Below are 18,121 nucleotides of genomic sequence, written 5' to 3' on the forward strand. Positions count from 1 at the left end.
GCATCAGCTGCCCTAATCTGGAGAAGCAACATGAATGACCCAATTGTTATCGTCGGTGCAGCGCGTACGCCAATGGGTGCGCTTCAAGGGGATTTTGCCAACGTATCCGCCAGCGACCTGGGCGCGGTCGCGATCAAGGCTGCGCTGGAGCGCGCCGGTCTGCAACCGGACCAAGTGCAGGAAGTTTTGTTCGGCAACTGCCTGATGGCCGGTCAAGGTCAGGCGCCGGCACGCCAGGCCGCGATCAAGGCCGGCATTCCAGTGTCGGCAGGCGCAGTCACCTTGTCGAAGATGTGCGGTTCGGCCATGCAGGCCACCATCTTCGCCTACGATTCGATCCTGGCCGGAACCAATGAAGTAGTGGTCGCCGGCGGCATGGAGTCGATGTCGCAAGCGCCGTACCTGATCCCGAAGGGACGCGGCGGCTATCGCATCGGCCACGCCACGATTTACGACCACATGATGCTGGACGGCCTGGAAGACGCTTACGACAAAGGCCGTGCGATGGGCACCTTCGGCGAAGATTGCGCCGCCAAGTACCAGTTCAGCCGCGCCGACCAGGATGCGTTTGCAATCAGCTCGGTCAAGCGCGCCCAGGAAGCCACCGCCGACGGTTCGTTTAAATGGGAAATCGCGCCGGTCACCGTCGCCACCCGCGCCGGCGATGTCGTGATCGAAAAAGACGAAGGCCCGCAAAAAGCCAAGGTCGAAAAAATCCCGACACTGAAAGCGGCGTTCAAGAAAGACGGCACCATCACCGCTGCCTCCTCGTCCTCGATCAACGACGGCGCCGCCGCACTGGTCATCATGCGCGAATCGACCGCCAAGAAACTGGGTTGCACCCCGCTCGCCAAGATCGTCGCTCACGCCCGTCATTCGCAAGAGCCGGAATGGTTCACCACCGCACCGGTCGGCGCGATCGACAAAGTGTTCAAAAAGACCGGCTGGAGCGCTGGCGACGTCGACCTGTTCGAAATCAACGAAGCGTTCGCAGCAGTGCCGATGGCCGCCATGAAAGAGCACGGCATCCCGCACGAGAAGGTCAACATTCACGGCGGCGCTTGCGCCTTGGGCCACCCGATCGGCGCGTCCGGCGCCCGCATCGTCGTCACCTTGATCGGCGCATTGAAGAAGACCGGCGGCAAACGCGGTGTGGCATCGCTGTGCATCGGCGGCGGTGAAGCGACCGCGCTGGCGATCGAACTGATGTAATCCCGGTCGCACCAGGAAACATCAAGCAGTACTCGGTCAGCGTTCTTTCGCAGCAGTTTTACTCAGCATCGCGCGAAAGAACGCTGACCCTGTTTTGGCAGTTTGTCAGGACAGGTTTCACTCCATTAAACAGGGCAATTCAGATGGCAGCAGCAATCGACTTCTATTTTGATTTTTCATCCCCGTACGGCTATTTTGCTGCTACCCATATTGAACAGCTGGCGGCCAAATACGATCGCGATGTCGAATGGCATCCTATCCTGTTGGGCCCCGTATTCAAGACCACCGGCTCGACGCCGTTGACCGAGGTGCCAATGAAGGGCGATTACGCGTTTCACGACTTTGAACGCAGCGCACGCTTTCATCGCATCCCGTACCGGCGGCCGGAGGCCTTCCCGATCCCGACCCAGGCGGCAGCGCGCGCCGTACTGTGGGTCCGCAGCAAACAGGGCGCGGACAAGGCGAGCCAGCTCGCCAAGCGGATTTACACCGCCTATTTTGTCGACGGCATCAATATCGGCGAACCGATGCGCTTGGTCGAGATTGCCCAGCAAGCCAATATCGACACCACCGGCCTGGCCGATGGCATCAACAGCCTGCCGATCAAAAACCAGTTGAAAGCGGAAGTCGACCTGGCGATGGCGCGCGGCGTGTTCGGCTCGCCGTTCGTGATTGTCGACGGCGAATCGTTCTGGGGTTTCGACCGCTTCGATCAACTGGACGCCTTCCTGCGCGACGGCAAGATTTAAATCGAAAATGGCAAAGCCCGTCCAACAACCGGACTGCCCCTGCGGCGGCGGCAAGTACGCGGAATGCTGCGGCCGCTACCACGCCGGCGCTGCCGCCCCGACCGCGCTGGCGCTGATGCGCTCGCGTTACAGCGCTTACGTGCTGGGCCAGGGCGAGTATCTGCAAGCGACCTGGCACCCGAGCACCCGTCCGAGCGAAGCGATCACGGCCGAGCCGGACCTGAAGTGGCTGGGGCTGGAAATACGCGGCCATCAAGCCGACGGCGACAGCGCCACGGTGGAATTTGTCGCACGCTACAAAGTGGGCGGTCGCGCTCATCGGCTGCATGAACTGAGTCGGTTTGTGCGCGAAGGAAGCGACGGCGGCCGCTGGTTTTATGTCGATGGCAGTTTCCCTGAAAAATAAAAAGCCAGATGAAAATAATTGCGGGACAGAGTTTAAGAGCCGCCGTAGCGCGGCGAATTACTCTGTCCCCAACTGACTAGATATAAGACGTACCAATTACAAAGAAAAGAATTGCGGAAAGCATCAACAGGGCTAATAGGAGACAACACTATGACGCAATTGATTTCGAGCATCGACCGCGGCAGCCAGGACACGCCGCTGATCGAACAAACCATAGATCAGTTCTTCGACTCAATGGTGAACCAGGTGCCGGACAATGAAGCGCTGGTTTCGCGCCATCAAAACATACGGCTGAGCTATCGACAGCTGCAGCGCCAAGCGAAGCAACTCGCCAGCGCTTTTCTCAAATTAGGAATACAACGCGGCGACCGCATCGGCATCTGGTCGCATAACAATGCCGAGTGGCTGTTGACCCAACTGGCGACCGCCTACACCGGCATCGTCCTGGTCAACATCAATCCAGCCTATCGTCTGAGCGAGCTCGAATACGCGCTCAATAAGGTCGGCTGCAAGGCCTTGATCGCGATGCCCAGTTACAAGAGCAGCGACTACCTGGAGATGATCCGCACGCTGGCGCCGGAGCTGCAACATTGCACGCCGGGCAGCTTGCAGGCGGCCCGCCTGCCGCAGCTGCAAGCGGTGATTCAGCTCGGTACGCAACCGGTGGCGGGCATGCTGCGCTTCGACGATCTGATGGCGAGCGGCGACGCCGACGATGCGCAATTGACGCAACTGGCCGCAAGCTTGAGCGCCAACGATCCGATCAATATCCAGTTCACCAGCGGCACCACCGGCTTCCCGAAAGGGGCGACGCTGACCCATCGCAATATCCTCAACAACGGCTTTTTTATCGGCGAAGCGATGCGGCTGACGGCGCAGGACAAGCTGTGCATTCCGGTGCCGCTGTATCACTGCTTCGGCATGGTGCTCGGCAACCTGGCCTGCCTGACGCACGGCGCGACGATTGTTTATCCGAACGACGGTTTCGAGCCGCTCTCGATTTTGCAGGCGGTGCAGGAAGAACGTTGTACCGGCCTGCACGGCGTGCCGACCATGTTCATCGCCGAACTGGACCATCCGCGCTTTGCAGAGTTCGACCTGTCGTCGCTGCGCACCGGCATCATGGCCGGCTCGCCGTGCCCGATCGAGGTGATGAAACGGGTGGTGCGCGATATGCACCTGGAACAAATCACGATCGCCTACGGCATGACCGAAACCAGCCCGGTCAGTTGTCAGAGCATGACCGATACGCCGCTCGATAAACGCGTCTCGACCGTGGGCCGGGTGCACCCGCATCTGCAAGTCAAAATCGTCGATGCCGACAGCGGCCAGATCGTGCCGATCGGCAGCACCGGCGAATTGTGCACGCACGGCTATTCAGTGATGCACGGTTACTGGGGCGACGAAGAAAAGACGCGTGAAGCGATCGACGCCGACGGCTGGATGCATACCGGCGACCTGGCGACGATGGATGGCGAAGGCTACGTCAACATCGTCGGCCGCATCAAGGATCTGGTGATCCGCGGCGGAGAAAACATTTATCCGCGCGAGATCGAAGAATTCCTGTACCGGCACCCGGCGATCCAGGACGTGCAAGTGGTCGGCGTGCCCGACCCGAAATACGGCGAGGAATTGTGCGCGTGGATTATCTTGCGCCCCGGTCAGACGCTGAACGACGAAGCGTTGCGCGAATTTTGCAAAGGCCAGATCGCCCATTACAAAGTGCCGCGCTACATCCGCTTTGTCGATGCGTTCCCGATGACGGTGACCGGCAAGATCCAGAAATTCAAGATCCGCGAAGCAATGCAAAAAGAATTGAAGTTATCCGATATTCATACCGCCTAAGGGTTTCACTAAAACCACAAGCGACAAAAACCAAACAAAAGGGACAAACAAATGCCGCAACTGCACAGCAAACTCAATCCGCGTAGTGAAGAATTCCAGCAAAATGCCAGCGCACTCAATTTGCTGGTCGACGACCTGCGTCAAAAGGTGGCGCAGATCGCCGAAGGCGGCGGACCGGCGGCCAGCCACAAGCACGTCGCACGCGGCAAATTGCTGCCGCGCGACCGGGTCCAGCTGCTGCTCGATCCGGGCACGCCCTTCCTGGAATTTTCGCAACTGGCCGCCTATCGCGTCTACAAGGACAAGGACGGCAGCGATGCCGCGCCGGCGGCCGGTGTCATCACCGGCATCGGCCGCATCGCCGGCCAGGAATGCGTGATCGTCTGCAACGACGCCACCGTCAAGGGCGGCACCTACTATCCGCTGAGCGTCAAAAAACATTTGCGGGCGCAGGAAGTCGCCGAGCAAAACAATCTGCCCTGCATTTACCTGGTCGATAGCGGCGGCGCCAATCTGCCGAACCAGGATGAAGTGTTTCCCGACCGCGACCATTTCGGCCGCATCTTTTACAACCAGGCCAACCTGTCGGCCAAAGGCATTCCGCAAATCGCCGTGGTGATGGGTTCGTGCACCGCCGGCGGCGCCTATGTGCCGGCGATGAGCGACGAATCGATCATCGTCAAGAACCAGGGCACGATTTTCCTGGCCGGTCCGCCGCTGGTCAAAGCCGCCACCGGCGAAGTGGTCAGTGCCGAAGATCTGGGCGGCGGCGATGTCCACACCCGGCTCTCGGGCGTGGCCGATCACCTGGCGCAAAACGACCTGCATGCGCTGTCGCTGGCACGCACCATCGTCTCCAACCTGAACCGCAAAAAACCGGAAGGCCCGGTGCTGCGGCCGGTGGTCGAACCCAAATATCCGGCGCACGAGTTGTACGGCGTGATCCCGCTCGACACCCGCAAGCCGTTCGACGTCCGCGAAGTGATTGCGCGGATTGTCGACGGCAGCGAATTCGACGAATTCAAGGCGCGCTACGGCACCACGCTGATTTGCGGTTTTGCGCACATCTTCGGCATGCCGGTCGGCATCATCGCCAACAACGGCATCCTGTTTTCGGAAGCGGCGTTGAAGGGCACCCATTTCATCGAGTTGTGCTCGCAACGCAAAATCCCGCTGGTGTTCCTGCAAAACATCACCGGCTTCATGGTCGGCCGCAAATATGAAAACGAGGGCATCGCCCGCAACGGCGCCAAGATGGTGACCGCGGTCGCCACCACATCGGTGCCGAAACTGACGGTGATCATCGGCGGCAGTTTCGGCGCCGGCAACTACGGCATGTGCGGCCGCGCCTACTCGCCGCGTTTCCTGTGGATGTGGCCGAACGCGCGGATTTCGGTGATGGGCGGCGAACAGGCAGCCGGCGTGCTGGCGACCGTCAAGCGCGACGGCATCGAAGCCAAGGGCGGCAGCTGGAGCGCCGAAGAGGAAGAAGCCTTCAAGGCCCCGATCCGCGATCAATATGAACATCAAGGCCACCCGTATTACGCCTCGGCCCGGCTGTGGGATGACGGCGTGATCGACCCGGCCGATACCCGGATGGTGCTGGGACTGGGCTTGAGCGCGGCGCTGAATGCGCCGATTGCCGACACCAAGTTCGGCGTGTTCAGAATGTAATTCAAAGGAAAAACCGAACATGAGCTACCAAACACTATTGCTGGAGCGCCAGGGCGCCATCGCCACCGTGACGTTGAATCGTCCCGAAGTGCGCAACGCCTTCAATGAAACCACGATTGCCGAACTGAACCGGGCTTTCACCGAACTGGGCGCGGCACAGGATGTGCGGGCGATCGTGCTGGCCGCCAACGGCGCGGCATTTTGCGCCGGCGGCGACCTCAACTGGATGCAGGCGATGGCCGACTACACGCCTGAGCAAAACCGCGCCGACGCCGCGCAGCTGGCGGCCATGCTGAACGCCATTTATCAATGCCCGAAACCGGTAATCGCCAAAGTGCAGGGCGATTGCTACGCCGGCGGCATCGGACTGGTGGCCGCCTGCGATATCGTGGTCGCGGTCGATAGCGCCAATTTCTGCCTGTCGGAAGTAAAGATCGGCCTGATCCCGGCCACCATTTCGCCGTATGTGATCAAGGCCATCGGCGAGTCGGCGGCGCGGCGCTACTTCATTACCGCCGAACGCTTTTCCGCACAAGAGGCGCAGCGCATCGGGCTGGTAAATGAAATGGTCGCCGCCGATACCCTGGACGCCAGCGTCAACGCCTTGCTGAAGTCCTTGCTGGCAGCCAGTCCGAACGCCGTGAGCCAGGCCAAGCAACTGGTGCGCGAAGTCGCCGGCCAGCCGCTGACGGCCGAGCTGATTGCCGAAACGGTGGAAGGCATCGCCCAAATCCGCGCCTCGGCGGAAGGACGGGAAGGGGTGCGGGCGTTCCTGGAAAAGCGCAAACCGTCCTGGTTGGCGTAACAACAGCGCCCGATCACATACAATCCTGCTCTTTCCGTCTTTTTGGACTGCTTCATAGACAAATGATTAACGATGCATTCATGCAAGATCCGTATCCGGCTTACCACGCATTGCGTGCTGCCGGAGCCCTGCATTGGAGCCCGGAATTCTGCGGCGGCGCCTGGCTGCTGACCGGCCACGCCGATGTCGCCAGCGTGCTGCGCGATCCGCGCTTCACGGTGCGGCGCGCCGGCGGCTGGGCCAACAGCAGCGGCCCCGAAGCGCTGACCGAGCTGCGCGAATTCAAGCGGATTTTTTCGCGCTCGCTGCTGTTCGTCGATGGCGCCCAGCACACTCGTTTGCGGCAAGTGATGAATGCCGGTTTCAAACCGGCCGCGCTGCAGGCGCTGGCACCGCGCATCCAGACCATCGTCGACAGCTTGCTGGATAACATTGTGGCCAAGGATGCGCCGGCGCAGTTTGACTTTATGGAAGACTTCGCCCGTCCGCTGCCGGCGCTGGTGATTGCTTCGATGCTGGGCATCGCTGCCGCCGACCGCACCGATTTTGTCGCCTGGTCGGACGACATCGCCGCCTTTATCGGCAGCCCGACGCCGACGCTGGAAATCGCCCGGCGCGCCCAAACCAGCCTGATCGCGATGAACGAGTATTTCCGCGAACTGCTGCCGCAACGCCGCCAGCAGCCAGGCGACGACCTGGTCAGCCAGTTATTGGCGGCCGAAGCCGCCGGCGGCATCATCACCACCAAGGAATTGCTGGCGCAATGCTGCACGCTGCTGTTCGCCGGCCATGAAACCACCCGCAACCTGCTGGGCAACGGCACCCTGGCATTGCTGCAACATCCGCAGCAATGGCAAGCCTTGCAACAGACGCCTTCTTTGCTGCCGTCGGCGTTGAAGGAGTTGCTGCGTTTCGACAGCCCGGTGCAGTACACCGGCCGCCGCCTGAAGGTGGATGTCGAGATGCACGGCCAGCTGATGAAAAAAGGCGATCTGGTGATTCCGTTGATCGGCGCCGCCAACCGCGATCCGGCCAAATTCAGCGCCCCCGACCAGCTCGACATCACGCGCAACGAAGGCGCGCATCTGTCGTTCGGCTACGGCCCGCATGTGTGCATCGGCGCCACGCTGACTTATATGGAAGCGGAGATCGCGATGCGCAGCGTGATGCAGCGTTTGCCGCAATTGCAATTGGTCAGCGACACCCAAGCCTGGGGCCAGAACGCGGTGTACCGCAGCCTGCAGCAATTGCCGTTGCGCTTTGCGCACCCGGCCAGCGCGGCCAAGACGCCGGAGGACGCGCTATATGCCTGACCTGATCGACGACATCCGCGCCCAACTGGCAACGTTGCAGGAGCAACGCCTGCTGCGCCAGCGGCGCACCGTCGACGGCCCGCAAGGCCCGCTGCTGAAGCTCGACGGCAAGCAATACCTGGCATTTTGCAGCAACGATTACCTGGGCCTGGCGAATCACCCGGCGCTGATCGCCGCCGCTCATGCCGCGCTCGACACCTATGGCGTCGGCGCCAGCGCCTCGGCATTGATCAGCGGCCACAGCAGCGCGGTCGAGGAGCTGGAAACCGAGTTGGCCGCATTCGTCGGCATGCCGCGCGCCTTGCATTTTTCCACCGGCTACATGGCCAATATGGGCATCATCCCGGCGCTGGTAGGCGCCGGCGACACGGTGTTTTCGGATCGCTTGAATCATGCTTGCCTGATCGACGGGGCGCGGCTGTCGGGCGCGGAATTCCGCATCTATCCGCACAACGACGTGGCCCGGCTGGAACAGCTGCTGGCCAAAAATACCAGCCCGCGCAAACTGATCGCGACCGACGGCGTGTTCAGCATGGACGGCGACATCGCGCCGCTGCCGCAATTGCTGGCCTTGTGCGAGAAATACGACGCCTGGCTGCTGGTCGACGATGCCCACGGCTTCGGCGTGCTGGGGCCGCAGGGACGCGGCAGCCTGGCGCATTTCGGTCTGTCCTCGCCGCGGATTTTATATATGGGAACCTTGGGCAAGGCGGCCGGCGTGTACGGCGCTTTTGTCGCCGGCGACGCCACGCTGATCGAGTGGTTGCTGCAAACCGCGCGCAGCTACATCTTCACCACCGCCAGCCCGCCGTTGCTGGCCGGCGCCTTGCTGGCCACGCTCAAACTGTTGCAAACCGAAGACTGGCGGCAGCAGCATCTGCGCCAGTTGATCGCACGCCTGCGCGCCGGGCTGGCAAACTTGCCATGGCGCTTGCTGCCGTCGGAGACGCCGGTGCAGGCGCTGGTGGTCGAAGACAACCAGCTGGCGCTGACGCTGATGGAAGGCTTGCGCGCGCGCGGCATCTGGGTGCCGGCGATCCGGCCGCCCACCGTACCAAAGGGAACTGCCCGTTTGCGCATCTCGCTGTCGGCGGCGCACAGTGCAGAACAGATAGATCAATTGATCAACGCCTTGCAGGAACTTAGTGTCCTGAATTACTAATTCGTTGAATAAATATGTCGACAATCACCCCAATACTGCGTCACAAATACGCGCAAGGCTCCAGCCTTGCTGTGTTTTGTTCCTTGCCTTGTGGCGATTTCGCCATATTTAATTCTTCAACGAATTAATAACTCAGGACACTACCAATGAAAACAAATAAGACGGCAACATCGGACTGGCAATCGGACATGGTCAAACGCAGCCTGCACAGCGTCTGGCACCCATGCACCCAAATGCAACAACATGAAACGGTACCGCTGGTGGCGGTCAGTCACGGCCGCGGCGCCTGGCTCTATGACGCCGACGGCAAGCGCTATCTGGATGCGATCAGCTCCTGGTGGGTCAATCTGTTCGGCCATGCCAATCCGCGCATCAACGCCGCGCTGAAGGACCAGCTGGACCGGCTCGAACACGCGATGCTGGCCGGCTTCACGCACGAGCCGGTGGTACAGCTGTCGGAACAGCTGGCGGCCCGTACCGGCAACGTGCTGGGACATTGCTTCTATGCGTCGGACGGCGCCTCGGCGGTCGAAATCGCACTGAAGATGAGCTTCCATGCATGGCGCAATGCCGGCTATGGCGACAAGCAGGAATTCGTTTGCCTGAAAGGCAGCTACCACGGCGAGACCCTGGGCGCGCTGGCGGTCACCGATGTCGCCTTGTTCCGCGACGCCTACGGCCCGTTGCTGCGGCAAGCGCACGTGGTGGCCGCGCCCGATGCGCGCGGCGCACGCGATGGCGAGAGCGCGGCCGATGTCGCCCACCGCGCCGCCGCCTCGCTGGAAAAACTGCTGCAGCAGCGCGCCAGCCATATCGCCGCCGTCATCATCGAGCCGCTGGTGCAATGCGCGACCGGGATGGCGATGCATGATCCGCTGTATCTGAGCGAAGTGCGGGCCTTGTGCGACCGCTATAAAGTGCATCTGATATTCGATGAAATCGCAGTCGGCTGCGGCCGCACCGGCACCTTCTTCGCGTCCGAGCAAGCTACAGAAAAAGGCACGGAAGAGGGCGCCACAGCCCAGCCGATATGGCCCGATTTCCTGTGCTTGTCGAAGGGCATCAGCGGCGGCTACCTGCCGTTGTCGCTGGTGATGACGCGCGACAGCATTTACCAGGCGTTCTACGACCACGATGTGCGCCGCGGCTTTTTGCACTCGCATTCCTACACCGGCAATCCGCTGGCGTGCCGCGCTGCGTTGGCGACGCTGGCGATTTTCGACGAGGACGATGTGCTCAACGCCAACCGGGTGCGGGCGCAACGCATGACAGCAGCGCTGGCGCCGCTGGCGCAACATCCGAAGGTGCGCCACTTCCGCCAGCGCGGCATGATCTGGGCGTTCGATGCGGCGATCGACAACAGCGCCGCCGCGGCCAAATTTTCACAGCGTTTTTTCAGCAGCGCGCTGGAACACGAATTGTTGCTGCGGCCGATCGGCAAGACGGTTTACCTGATGCCGCCGTTCATCCTCGACGACGAAGAAATAGACTTGCTGGCCGCGCGCACCGCCGCTGTGTTTGAAAGCGTGATCGCGCATGACTGAAATGCCTAACTTGCCCAAGACCGCCTACTTCGTGGCCGGCACCGATACCGAAATCGGCAAGACGCTGGTCGCCAGCGCCTTGCTGCATGCATTGACCCGTACCGGTCTCAGCACGGCCGGCATGAAGCCGGTGGCGGCCGGCGCCGAACTGCGCGACGGCGTCTGGCATAACGAAGATGCCGATGCGCTGGCGGCGCAAGCCAGCATCCTGCTGCCGCCGGCGTTGGCGACGCCGTTCCTGCTGCAACAACCGACCGCGCCGCATATCGCGGCAGCGCAAGAGGGCCGGCCGATCGTGTTGTCGTACATCCTCGATTGCTACCGGCAAATCGCTGCCGTCGCCGAAGCTGTGGTGGTCGAAGGTGTTGGCGGTTTCCGCGTGCCGCTGAACGACCATCACGATACCGCCGATCTGGCACAGCAACTCGGCCTGCCGGTGCTGCTGGTGGTCGGCTTGCGGCTCGGCTGCATCAGCCACGCGCTGCTGACGGTGGAGGCGATCGCCGCCCGCGGCTTGCACTTGGCCGGCTGGGTCGCCAACACGGTCGATCCCACCATGCTCAATGCCGACGCCACGTTGGAAGCGCTGAGCAGCCGCATAGCCGCGCCGTTGTTGGGGCGCGTTCCGCGCCTGGCGCATAGCACGGCGGCTGCGGCTGCCGCCCACCTCGATTTCTCGCGATTGCCGGGCTGGCCTGCCGGCAATCGTTCTTAACCTTATTCCCTCAACACAAAGGAAGTTTGAATATGTCATCCCAACCAATTACGTTCCAGCCCGCCGCGAAACCGCTGGTGCTGCCAGCCGATGCCAAGTGGCCGGTGGAAGCCGTGCTGGAACTGTTCAATTTACCGTTCAACGAACTGCTGTACAAAGCCCAGCAAGTCCATCGCGAACATTTCGATCCGACCGAAGTCGAGCTGGCGACCTTGTTGTCGATCAAGACCGGCGGCTGCCCGGAAGATTGCGGCTACTGCCCGCAGGCGGCGCGTTACGACACCGGCGTCACCGCGCAAAAAATCCTGCCGCTGGACGAGGTGCTGGCAGCAGCGCGTCAAGCCAAGGCGCACGGCGCGACCCGTTTCTGCATGGGCGCCGCATGGCGCGAGCCGAAAGACCGCGACCTGGAACGGGTCGAAGAAATGGTGCGCGAAGTCAAGGCGCTCGGCATGGAAACCTGCGCCACGCTCGGCATGCTGGGCGAAGGCCAGGCCGAACGCTTGAAGGGCGCCGGTCTGGATTACTACAACCACAATCTGGACACCGCGCCTGAAATCTATGGCGACATCATCACCACCCGCGACTATCAAAACCGCCTGGATACGCTCGACAGCGTGCGCGGCGCCGGCATCAAAGTCTGCTGCGGCGGCATCGTCGGCATGGGCGAATCGCGTCTGCAACGCGCCGGTCTGGTGGCGCAGCTGGCCAACCTGACGCCGTATCCGGAGTCGGTGCCGGTGAATAACCTGGTGCAAGTCGAAGGCACGCCGCTGCACGGCATCGAGAAGCTCGACCTGTTCGAATTCGTGCGCACCGTGGCGGTGGCCCGCATCACGATGCCGAAGGCGCGCGTGCGGCTGTCGGCCGGCCGTCGTCAAATGGGTGAAGCGATCCAGGCGCTGTGTTTCCTGGCCGGCGCCAACTCGATTTTCTATGGCGACAAATTGCTCACCACCGGCAATCCGGAAGTCGAAGAAGACCGCGCCTTGCTCGACAAGCTCGGCATGCACTCGCGTTCGTCGGCGTTCGATGCGCGCTGCGAAGTGACCGCCGCCGACACCACCCAAGCACAATAAAACAAGCTGGAGGAGACAATATGTTTACTAAAATCCTGATTGCCAATCGCGGCGAAATCGCTTGCCGCGTGGCGGCCAGCGCGCGCCGCATGGGAATCAAAACCGTGGCCGTGTATTCGGAAGCCGATGCCGGCGCCAAGCACGTTGAAATCTGCGACGAGGCGGTGCTGATCGGACCGGCCGCGGCCAGGGAAAGCTATCTGCGCGCCGACAAGATCATCGAGGTGGCCTTGGCCACCGGCGCCCAGGCGATCCATCCGGGCTACGGCTTCCTGTCGGAAAACGCGCAGTTCGCGCAAGCCTGCGCAGATGCCGGCCTGGTCTTCATCGGACCGCCGGCCAGCGCGATCCAGGCCATGGGCTCCAAGTCCGCCGCCAAGGAGTTGATGGAAACCGCGCACGTGCCGCTGGTGCCCGGCTATCACGGCGAGCTGCAGGACGCCGATTTCCTGCAACAGCAAGCCGACCAGATTGCCTATCCGGTGCTGCTCAAGGCCAGCGCCGGCGGCGGCGGCAAGGGCATGCGCATCGTCGAGCAAAGCGCCGATTTCAAGGCCGCGCTGGCATCCTGCAAGCGCGAGGCGATCAATAGTTTCGGCGACGACAAGGTGCTGGTCGAGAAATACCTGACCCGTCCGCGCCACATCGAAATCCAGGTGTTCGCCGACACCCACGGCGACTGCGTGTACCTGTTCGAGCGCGATTGCTCGGTGCAGCGGCGGCACCAGAAGGTGCTGGAAGAAGCGCCGGCTCCCGGCATGACCGCCGAGCGTCGCAAAGCAATGGGCGAAGCGGCGGTGGCGGCGGCCAAGGCGGTCGGCTATGTCGGCGCCGGCACCGTCGAATTCATCGCCAACCAGGACGGCTCGTTCTATTTCATGGAAATGAACACCCGCCTGCAAGTCGAGCACCCGGTCACCGAAATGATCACCGGCCTCGACCTGGTCGAATGGCAATTGCGGGTCGCCTCTGGCGAGCCGCTGCCGTTGCGCCAGGATCAACTGACTTTGCGCGGACATGCGCTGGAAGCGCGGATTTACGCGGAAAATCCGGACAAGGGATTTTTGCCGTCGATCGGCACCTTGCGCCATCTGCGCACACCGGCCGCTTGCGAGTTCGAGATCACGCATGCCAGCGACACCGTGGTGCGTATCGATTCCGGCGTGCGCCAGGGCGATGCGATTTCGCCGTTCTACGATCCGATGATTGCCAAACTGATCGTCTGGGCCCCCGACCGCCAGCAAGCGCTGGCCGCGATGGCCAAGGCGCTGGCGCAGTACCAGATCGTCGGCCTGCACAGCAATATCAGCTTCCTGCAACGTTTGATCGAGAGCCAGGCGTTTGCCGAGGCCGACCTCGACACCGGCCTGATCGAGCGCAACCAGGACGCGCTGTTCCCGCCGCCGCAGCCGGTGTCGACCGCTATCCTGGCATTGGCCGCGGCCTCATTGCTGCAAGCCGAACGCCAGCTCAACCACAGCGCCATCAGCGATCCGTGGGGCGACCATAACGGCTGGCGTTTGAACAGCAATCTGCAGCGGCAACTGGCGTTCGTCGACGACGGCCGGGCCAGTCCGCTGGAAGTGATTTACGAGAGCGGTCATTGGCTGCTGCGTCACGCCGAAAAATTCAGCCAGATGCGCCTGTTGCGGCAAGACGGCAGCGATATCGAAATCAGCCTGGCCGACCGCACCGTCAGCGGCACTGTGGTGCGCGATGGCGAGCAGTTCCATGTCTTCAGCGAAGGCAGCCACTTCACGCTGGGCTATGCCGATCCGCTGGCGCATGCCGGCGAAGTTGAAGCCGAAGGCGGCCGCCTGACCGCGCCGATGCCGGGCAAGATCGTGGCGGTGCTGGTGAAGCAGGGCGAGCAAGTCAAAAAGGGCGCACCGCTGCTGATCATGGAAGCGATGAAGATGGAACACACGATTACCGCGCCGTCTGATGGCTTGGTTGAAGAGGTGCTGTATGCGGTTGGCGATCAGGTGACGGAGGCGGCACAGCTATTGGCATTTAAAGCCGATTAAATTCAAGTGACGTAGGGCGGATGAGCGCAGCGTTATCCGCCGCTGGATGTGCCGCATATGTTCGACGCATCCAAGACGGCGGAAGACGCTTCGCTTTTCCGCCCTACTTAACGGCAATCCCGATTCAAGGAATTTCAATGAAGATTTTGTTCTACGCGCCGCCGTCCAGCAATATGCGCTCGTGGCTGGATGATTTCCGTGCAGCCTTGCCGCAGGCCGAATTCCGGCTATGGAAGGAGGGCGACCATGCGCCCGCCGACTACGCGCTGGTGTGGCGGCCGCCGGCGGAGATGCTGCAGGCGCGGCACGATCTGAAAGGGATTTTCAACCTCGGCGCCGGGGTCGATGCGATCCTGCAACTCGGTGCTGCGTTGCCGGCCGGAGTGCCGGTGATCCGGATCGACGACGGCGGCATGGCGATCCAGATGGCGGAATACGTGACGCATGCGGTGCTCGGCTATTACCGCCGTTTCGACAGCTACCGGCAACAAGCACAGCGCGCCGAATGGCAGCCGTTGCCGCCGTTCGACAAGCAGGATTTCAGCGTCGGTATCCTCGGCCTGGGCGTACTGGGCTCGCGCATCGCGGCGGCGCTGGCGCACTTCGGATTCCCGTTGAACGGCTGGAGCCGCAGCCAGAAGGACTTGCCCGGCATCGCTTGCTATGCCGGCGAGGACGGCCTGGATGCCTTCCTGCGGGCATCGCGGGTGCTGGTTTGCATCCTGCCGCTGACGGCCGATACGCACGGCATCCTGAACCGCCGGAATCTGCAAAAATTGCCGCAGGACGCTTACCTGATCAACGTCGCCCGCGGCGGTCACGTGGTCGAAGCCGACTTGCTGGCGCTGGTGCAGCAAGGCCACATTGCCGCCGCGACGCTGGATGTATTCGAGCAAGAACCGTTGCCTGACGATCATCCGTTCTGGCAAGAGCCGCGCATCAGCATCACGCCGCATGTCTCGGCGCTGTCGGTGCCGAAGGACACGATACGCCAGATCGCCGACAAGGTGGAGGTGCTGCAGCGGGGCGAGACGGTGGCGGGGTTGGTGAATCGGCAGCAAGGGTATTAACACTATTTTTCCAGTAGGGCGGATGAGCGCAGCGTTATCCGCCGAAGGATGTGCCGCATGCGCTTGACGCATCCAAAATATGGCGGATAACGCTGCGCTCATCCGCCCTACGTATCTAAGTTTGAAACACCCGGATAGGAATCGAAATGACACTCCCAAGCAAAGTGAAAATCGTCGAAGTCGGTCCCCGCGACGGCTTGCAAAACGAAAAGGAAACCATCCCGGCCGAGATCAAGATCGAACTGGTCGATCGCTTGACCCGGGCCGGTTTCGTCAACATCGAATCGGCCTCGTTCGTGTCGCCGAAATGGGTGCCGCAAATGGCGACCTCGAGCGAAGTGATGGCCGGCATCGCGCGCAAGCCGGGCGTGATCTATTCCGCCCTGGTGCCGAATATGAAAGGGCTGGAAGCGGCACTGGCGGCCGGCGCCGATGAGATGGTGATTTTCGGCGCGGCGTCGGAAGCGTTCTCGCAAAAGAACATCAATTGCTCGATCGCCGAATCGATCGAGCGCTTCCGCGAAGTGGCGCAAGCCGTCAAACAGCATGGCAAGCGCCTGCGCGGCAGCATCAGCTGCGCCTTCGGCTGCCCGTATCAGGGCGAAGTCGGCGTCGAGTCCGTGGTCGACGTACTGCACCGGCTGCGCGACCTCGGCTGCGATGAAATCGACATCGCCGACACCATCGGCGTCGGCACTCCCAACAAAGTCCAGGCGGTGATGCAACGGCTGACACAGGAGTTCCCGATCGACCGCCTGTCCGGCCATTTCCACGACACCTACGGCCAGGCGCTGGCGAATATCTACGCCAGCCTGGAAGTCGGCATTTCGATCTATCACTCGTCGGTCGCCGGCCTCGGCGGTTGCCCGTATGCCAAAGGCGCCACCGGCAACGTCGCCTCGGAAGACGTGTTGTACCTGATGCGAGGTCTCGGCATAGCGACCGGTATCGACCTCGATGCGGTGGTCGATGCCGGCCAGTTCATTTCGCAGCACCTCGGACGCAAGGCCGCCAGCCGCGCCGGCAACGCGATTGCCGCCAAACGGGCAAATTGAGTCGGATCGAGCTGCCGCAACTGCGTAGAACGGCCCACCCAACATAATGAGGAAGTGCAGCCATGAAAAAGTCCGGTCTCGAAAAGATGAAGGCAATGAAAATCACCGGCAAAATGAAACAGGCCGGCACCAGCGCGCAATTCGGCCAAGCGGAAACCGCCGCGCCGGACCGCCGCGAGCAACGCAAATTGGATCAGTCGCTGGGCCTGGTGCCGTTCGCGGTCAAGCTCAACAGCGAGCTGGTGCAACAGGTGCAGGCATTGGCGCAGGAACGGCAGATCGGTGTGAATGAGGTGGTGGCGGAATTGTTGGTGAAGGGGCTAGCGGCAGCGGATTAAATCCGGCATGCGTGAAATAAGCATCATTTGATGCTATTATTTGTGCCTACACTCACGGGGAACATGATGCGTACCACTCTTGCACTTGATGATGATTTATTGGAAAAAGCGCAATCCTTAACCGGCCCAATGGAAAAGACCGCTTTGATTCGAGAAGCGCTCAAAGCATTGATTCAACGCGAGAGCGCAAAGCGATTAGCCTTGCTAGGCGGCTCTGAACCTATGCTTGATGTCGTACCAAGACGACAGTCGGAGCCGGCGTGATTCTGATTGATACGTCAGTCTGGATTGATCATTTGCGGCACAGCGATGCTGAATTATCGCGCCTGTTAAATTCTGGACTGGTGTTGGCTCATCCGTTTGTAACAGGCGAACTGGCGTTGGGTAACCTGCAGAAGCGAGATGTAATTCTTGGCACTTTGCAGAACCTGCCACAAGCCTGTGTTGCCACCGATGAAGAAGTAATGCGGTTTATAGACCAAAACAATCTTTTCGGACTCGGAATCGGGTATATCGATGCGCACTTGCTGGCCGCCGTGCGGCTTACGCCCGGTTCCCTCCTGTGGACGCGTGACAAGCGCCTATGTACAGCGAGCGGCCGACTTGGATTGTCAGTAAATTTGACGCATTAACCATATGAACGAAACAAAACTCCCCGAAACCGCCCAAAAAGTCGCCGACCTGCTAGCCGGGATCGGCCATGACAAGCCGGTCGTGATGTTGCCGGCAACCGGCAAGACTTCAGCCGAGGCTGCCGCCGGGCTTGGTTGCAGCGTCGCCGAAATCGCCAAGTCGATAGTCTTCAGACGACTGAGCGACGACGCGGCGGTGATGGTGGTCGCCAGCGGCAGCAACCGGGTCGACGAAGCCAAGGTGGCGGCGCTGGTCGGCGCGCTGGGCAAGGCCGATGCCCGCTTCGTCAAGGAGCGTATCGGCTACGCCATCGGCGGCGTGTGCCCGATCGGCCATGCCGGTAAAACGGTGATGCTGATCGACCAGGATTTATTGCAGCTCGATAGCGTCTGGGCCGCCGCCGGCCATCCGCATGCGGTGTTCAACCTGACGCCGCAGCAATTGGTGGCGATGACCGCGGCGCCGGTCGCGGATGTGGCGCTGCGCAGCTGACT

The 18,121-nt window shown here is 61.6% G+C and carries 18 protein-coding genes; all 18 read left to right on the forward strand.

Going from position 1 to position 18,121, the window contains the following annotated elements; translation table 11 throughout:
• Window positions 1–30: 30 nt before the first annotated feature.
• The 18 genes from ACFPM8_RS13715 to ACFPM8_RS13800 all read left to right on the forward strand — a co-directional run bounded on the left by ACFPM8_RS13715 (window position 31) and on the right by ACFPM8_RS13800 (window position 18,119).
• Window positions 31–1,212 carry an acetyl-CoA C-acetyltransferase gene (locus ACFPM8_RS13715; protein ID WP_378998118.1) on the forward strand — a complete coding sequence of 394 codons (1,182 nt, stop codon included), beginning with the start codon at window positions 31–33 and terminating at the stop codon, window positions 1,210–1,212.
• A gap of 143 nt (window positions 1,213–1,355) precedes the next feature.
• A complete protein-coding gene (locus tag ACFPM8_RS13720; RefSeq protein WP_378998119.1) occupies window positions 1,356–1,961 on the forward strand; it encodes a 2-hydroxychromene-2-carboxylate isomerase in 606 nt (201 codons plus the stop codon).
• A 7-nt stretch (window positions 1,962–1,968) separates the two neighbouring features.
• Entirely contained in the window at window positions 1,969–2,367 is a 399-nt protein-coding gene (locus ACFPM8_RS13725) for a YchJ family protein (protein WP_378998120.1), read from the forward strand.
• Window positions 2,368–2,517: 150 nt separating this feature from the next.
• Window positions 2,518–4,212: an AMP-binding protein gene (locus ACFPM8_RS13730; protein ID WP_378998121.1), complete on the forward strand. Its 1,695-nt coding sequence runs from the start codon at window positions 2,518–2,520 to the stop codon at window positions 4,210–4,212.
• Window positions 4,213–4,263: 51 nt separating this feature from the next.
• Complete coding sequence (locus ACFPM8_RS13735) at window positions 4,264–5,886, forward strand: carboxyl transferase domain-containing protein (protein ID WP_378998122.1); 1,623 nt, start codon at window positions 4,264–4,266, stop codon at window positions 5,884–5,886.
• A 19-nt stretch (window positions 5,887–5,905) separates the two neighbouring features.
• Window positions 5,906–6,691: an enoyl-CoA hydratase/isomerase family protein gene (locus ACFPM8_RS13740; protein ID WP_378998123.1), complete on the forward strand. Its 786-nt coding sequence runs from the start codon at window positions 5,906–5,908 to the stop codon at window positions 6,689–6,691.
• Window positions 6,692–6,753: 62 nt separating this feature from the next.
• A complete protein-coding gene (locus tag ACFPM8_RS13745) occupies window positions 6,754–8,004 on the forward strand; it encodes a cytochrome P450 (RefSeq protein WP_378998124.1) in 1,251 nt (416 codons plus the stop codon).
• Entirely contained in the window at window positions 7,997–9,166 is a 1,170-nt protein-coding gene (gene bioF / locus ACFPM8_RS13750; protein ID WP_378998125.1) for an 8-amino-7-oxononanoate synthase, read from the forward strand. The genes ACFPM8_RS13745 and bioF overlap by 8 nt, the downstream gene beginning before the upstream one ends.
• A 146-nt stretch (window positions 9,167–9,312) precedes the next feature.
• A complete protein-coding gene (gene bioA / locus ACFPM8_RS13755) occupies window positions 9,313–10,710 on the forward strand; it encodes an adenosylmethionine--8-amino-7-oxononanoate transaminase (protein WP_378998126.1) in 1,398 nt (465 codons plus the stop codon).
• On the forward strand, window positions 10,703–11,425 hold the full coding sequence (gene bioD / locus ACFPM8_RS13760; RefSeq protein WP_378998127.1) for a dethiobiotin synthase: 723 nt from the start codon (window positions 10,703–10,705) through the stop codon (window positions 11,423–11,425). The genes bioA and bioD overlap by 8 nt, the downstream gene beginning before the upstream one ends.
• Before the next feature lie 32 nt (window positions 11,426–11,457).
• Window positions 11,458–12,504 carry a biotin synthase BioB gene (bioB, locus tag ACFPM8_RS13765; RefSeq protein WP_378998128.1) on the forward strand — a complete coding sequence of 349 codons (1,047 nt, stop codon included), beginning with the start codon at window positions 11,458–11,460 and terminating at the stop codon, window positions 12,502–12,504.
• Between the two features lie 20 nt (window positions 12,505–12,524).
• Window positions 12,525–14,531, forward strand: a complete 2,007-nt coding sequence (locus tag ACFPM8_RS13770) for an acetyl-CoA carboxylase biotin carboxylase subunit (RefSeq protein ID WP_378998129.1) — start codon at window positions 12,525–12,527, stop codon at window positions 14,529–14,531.
• Between the two features lie 137 nt (window positions 14,532–14,668).
• Window positions 14,669–15,601, forward strand: coding sequence for a 2-hydroxyacid dehydrogenase (locus tag ACFPM8_RS13775; RefSeq protein ID WP_378998130.1), 933 nt, complete (start codon window positions 14,669–14,671; stop codon window positions 15,599–15,601).
• Window positions 15,602–15,747: 146 nt separating this feature from the next.
• Complete coding sequence (locus ACFPM8_RS13780) at window positions 15,748–16,656, forward strand: hydroxymethylglutaryl-CoA lyase (RefSeq protein ID WP_378998131.1); 909 nt, start codon at window positions 15,748–15,750, stop codon at window positions 16,654–16,656.
• Between the two features lie 62 nt (window positions 16,657–16,718).
• Window positions 16,719–16,994 carry a hypothetical protein gene (locus ACFPM8_RS13785; protein ID WP_378998132.1) on the forward strand — a complete coding sequence of 92 codons (276 nt, stop codon included), beginning with the start codon at window positions 16,719–16,721 and terminating at the stop codon, window positions 16,992–16,994.
• A gap of 66 nt (window positions 16,995–17,060) precedes the next feature.
• The gene (locus ACFPM8_RS13790) at window positions 17,061–17,258 is read left to right on the forward strand and encodes a type II toxin-antitoxin system VapB family antitoxin (protein WP_378998149.1); all 198 of its coding nucleotides are present in this window, start codon (window positions 17,061–17,063) and stop codon (window positions 17,256–17,258) included.
• Complete coding sequence (locus ACFPM8_RS13795; protein ID WP_378998133.1) at window positions 17,255–17,626, forward strand: type II toxin-antitoxin system VapC family toxin; 372 nt, start codon at window positions 17,255–17,257, stop codon at window positions 17,624–17,626. Before ACFPM8_RS13790 ends, ACFPM8_RS13795 begins: the two co-directional genes overlap by 4 nt.
• A 4-nt stretch (window positions 17,627–17,630) precedes the next feature.
• Window positions 17,631–18,119 carry a YbaK/EbsC family protein gene (locus ACFPM8_RS13800; RefSeq protein WP_378998134.1) on the forward strand — a complete coding sequence of 163 codons (489 nt, stop codon included), beginning with the start codon at window positions 17,631–17,633 and terminating at the stop codon, window positions 18,117–18,119.
• Window positions 18,120–18,121 lie beyond the last annotated feature (2 nt).

The sequence above is a fragment of the Paraherbaspirillum soli genome (assembly GCF_042654985.1).
Taxonomy (GTDB): domain Bacteria; phylum Pseudomonadota; class Gammaproteobacteria; order Burkholderiales; family Burkholderiaceae_D; genus Paraherbaspirillum; species Paraherbaspirillum soli.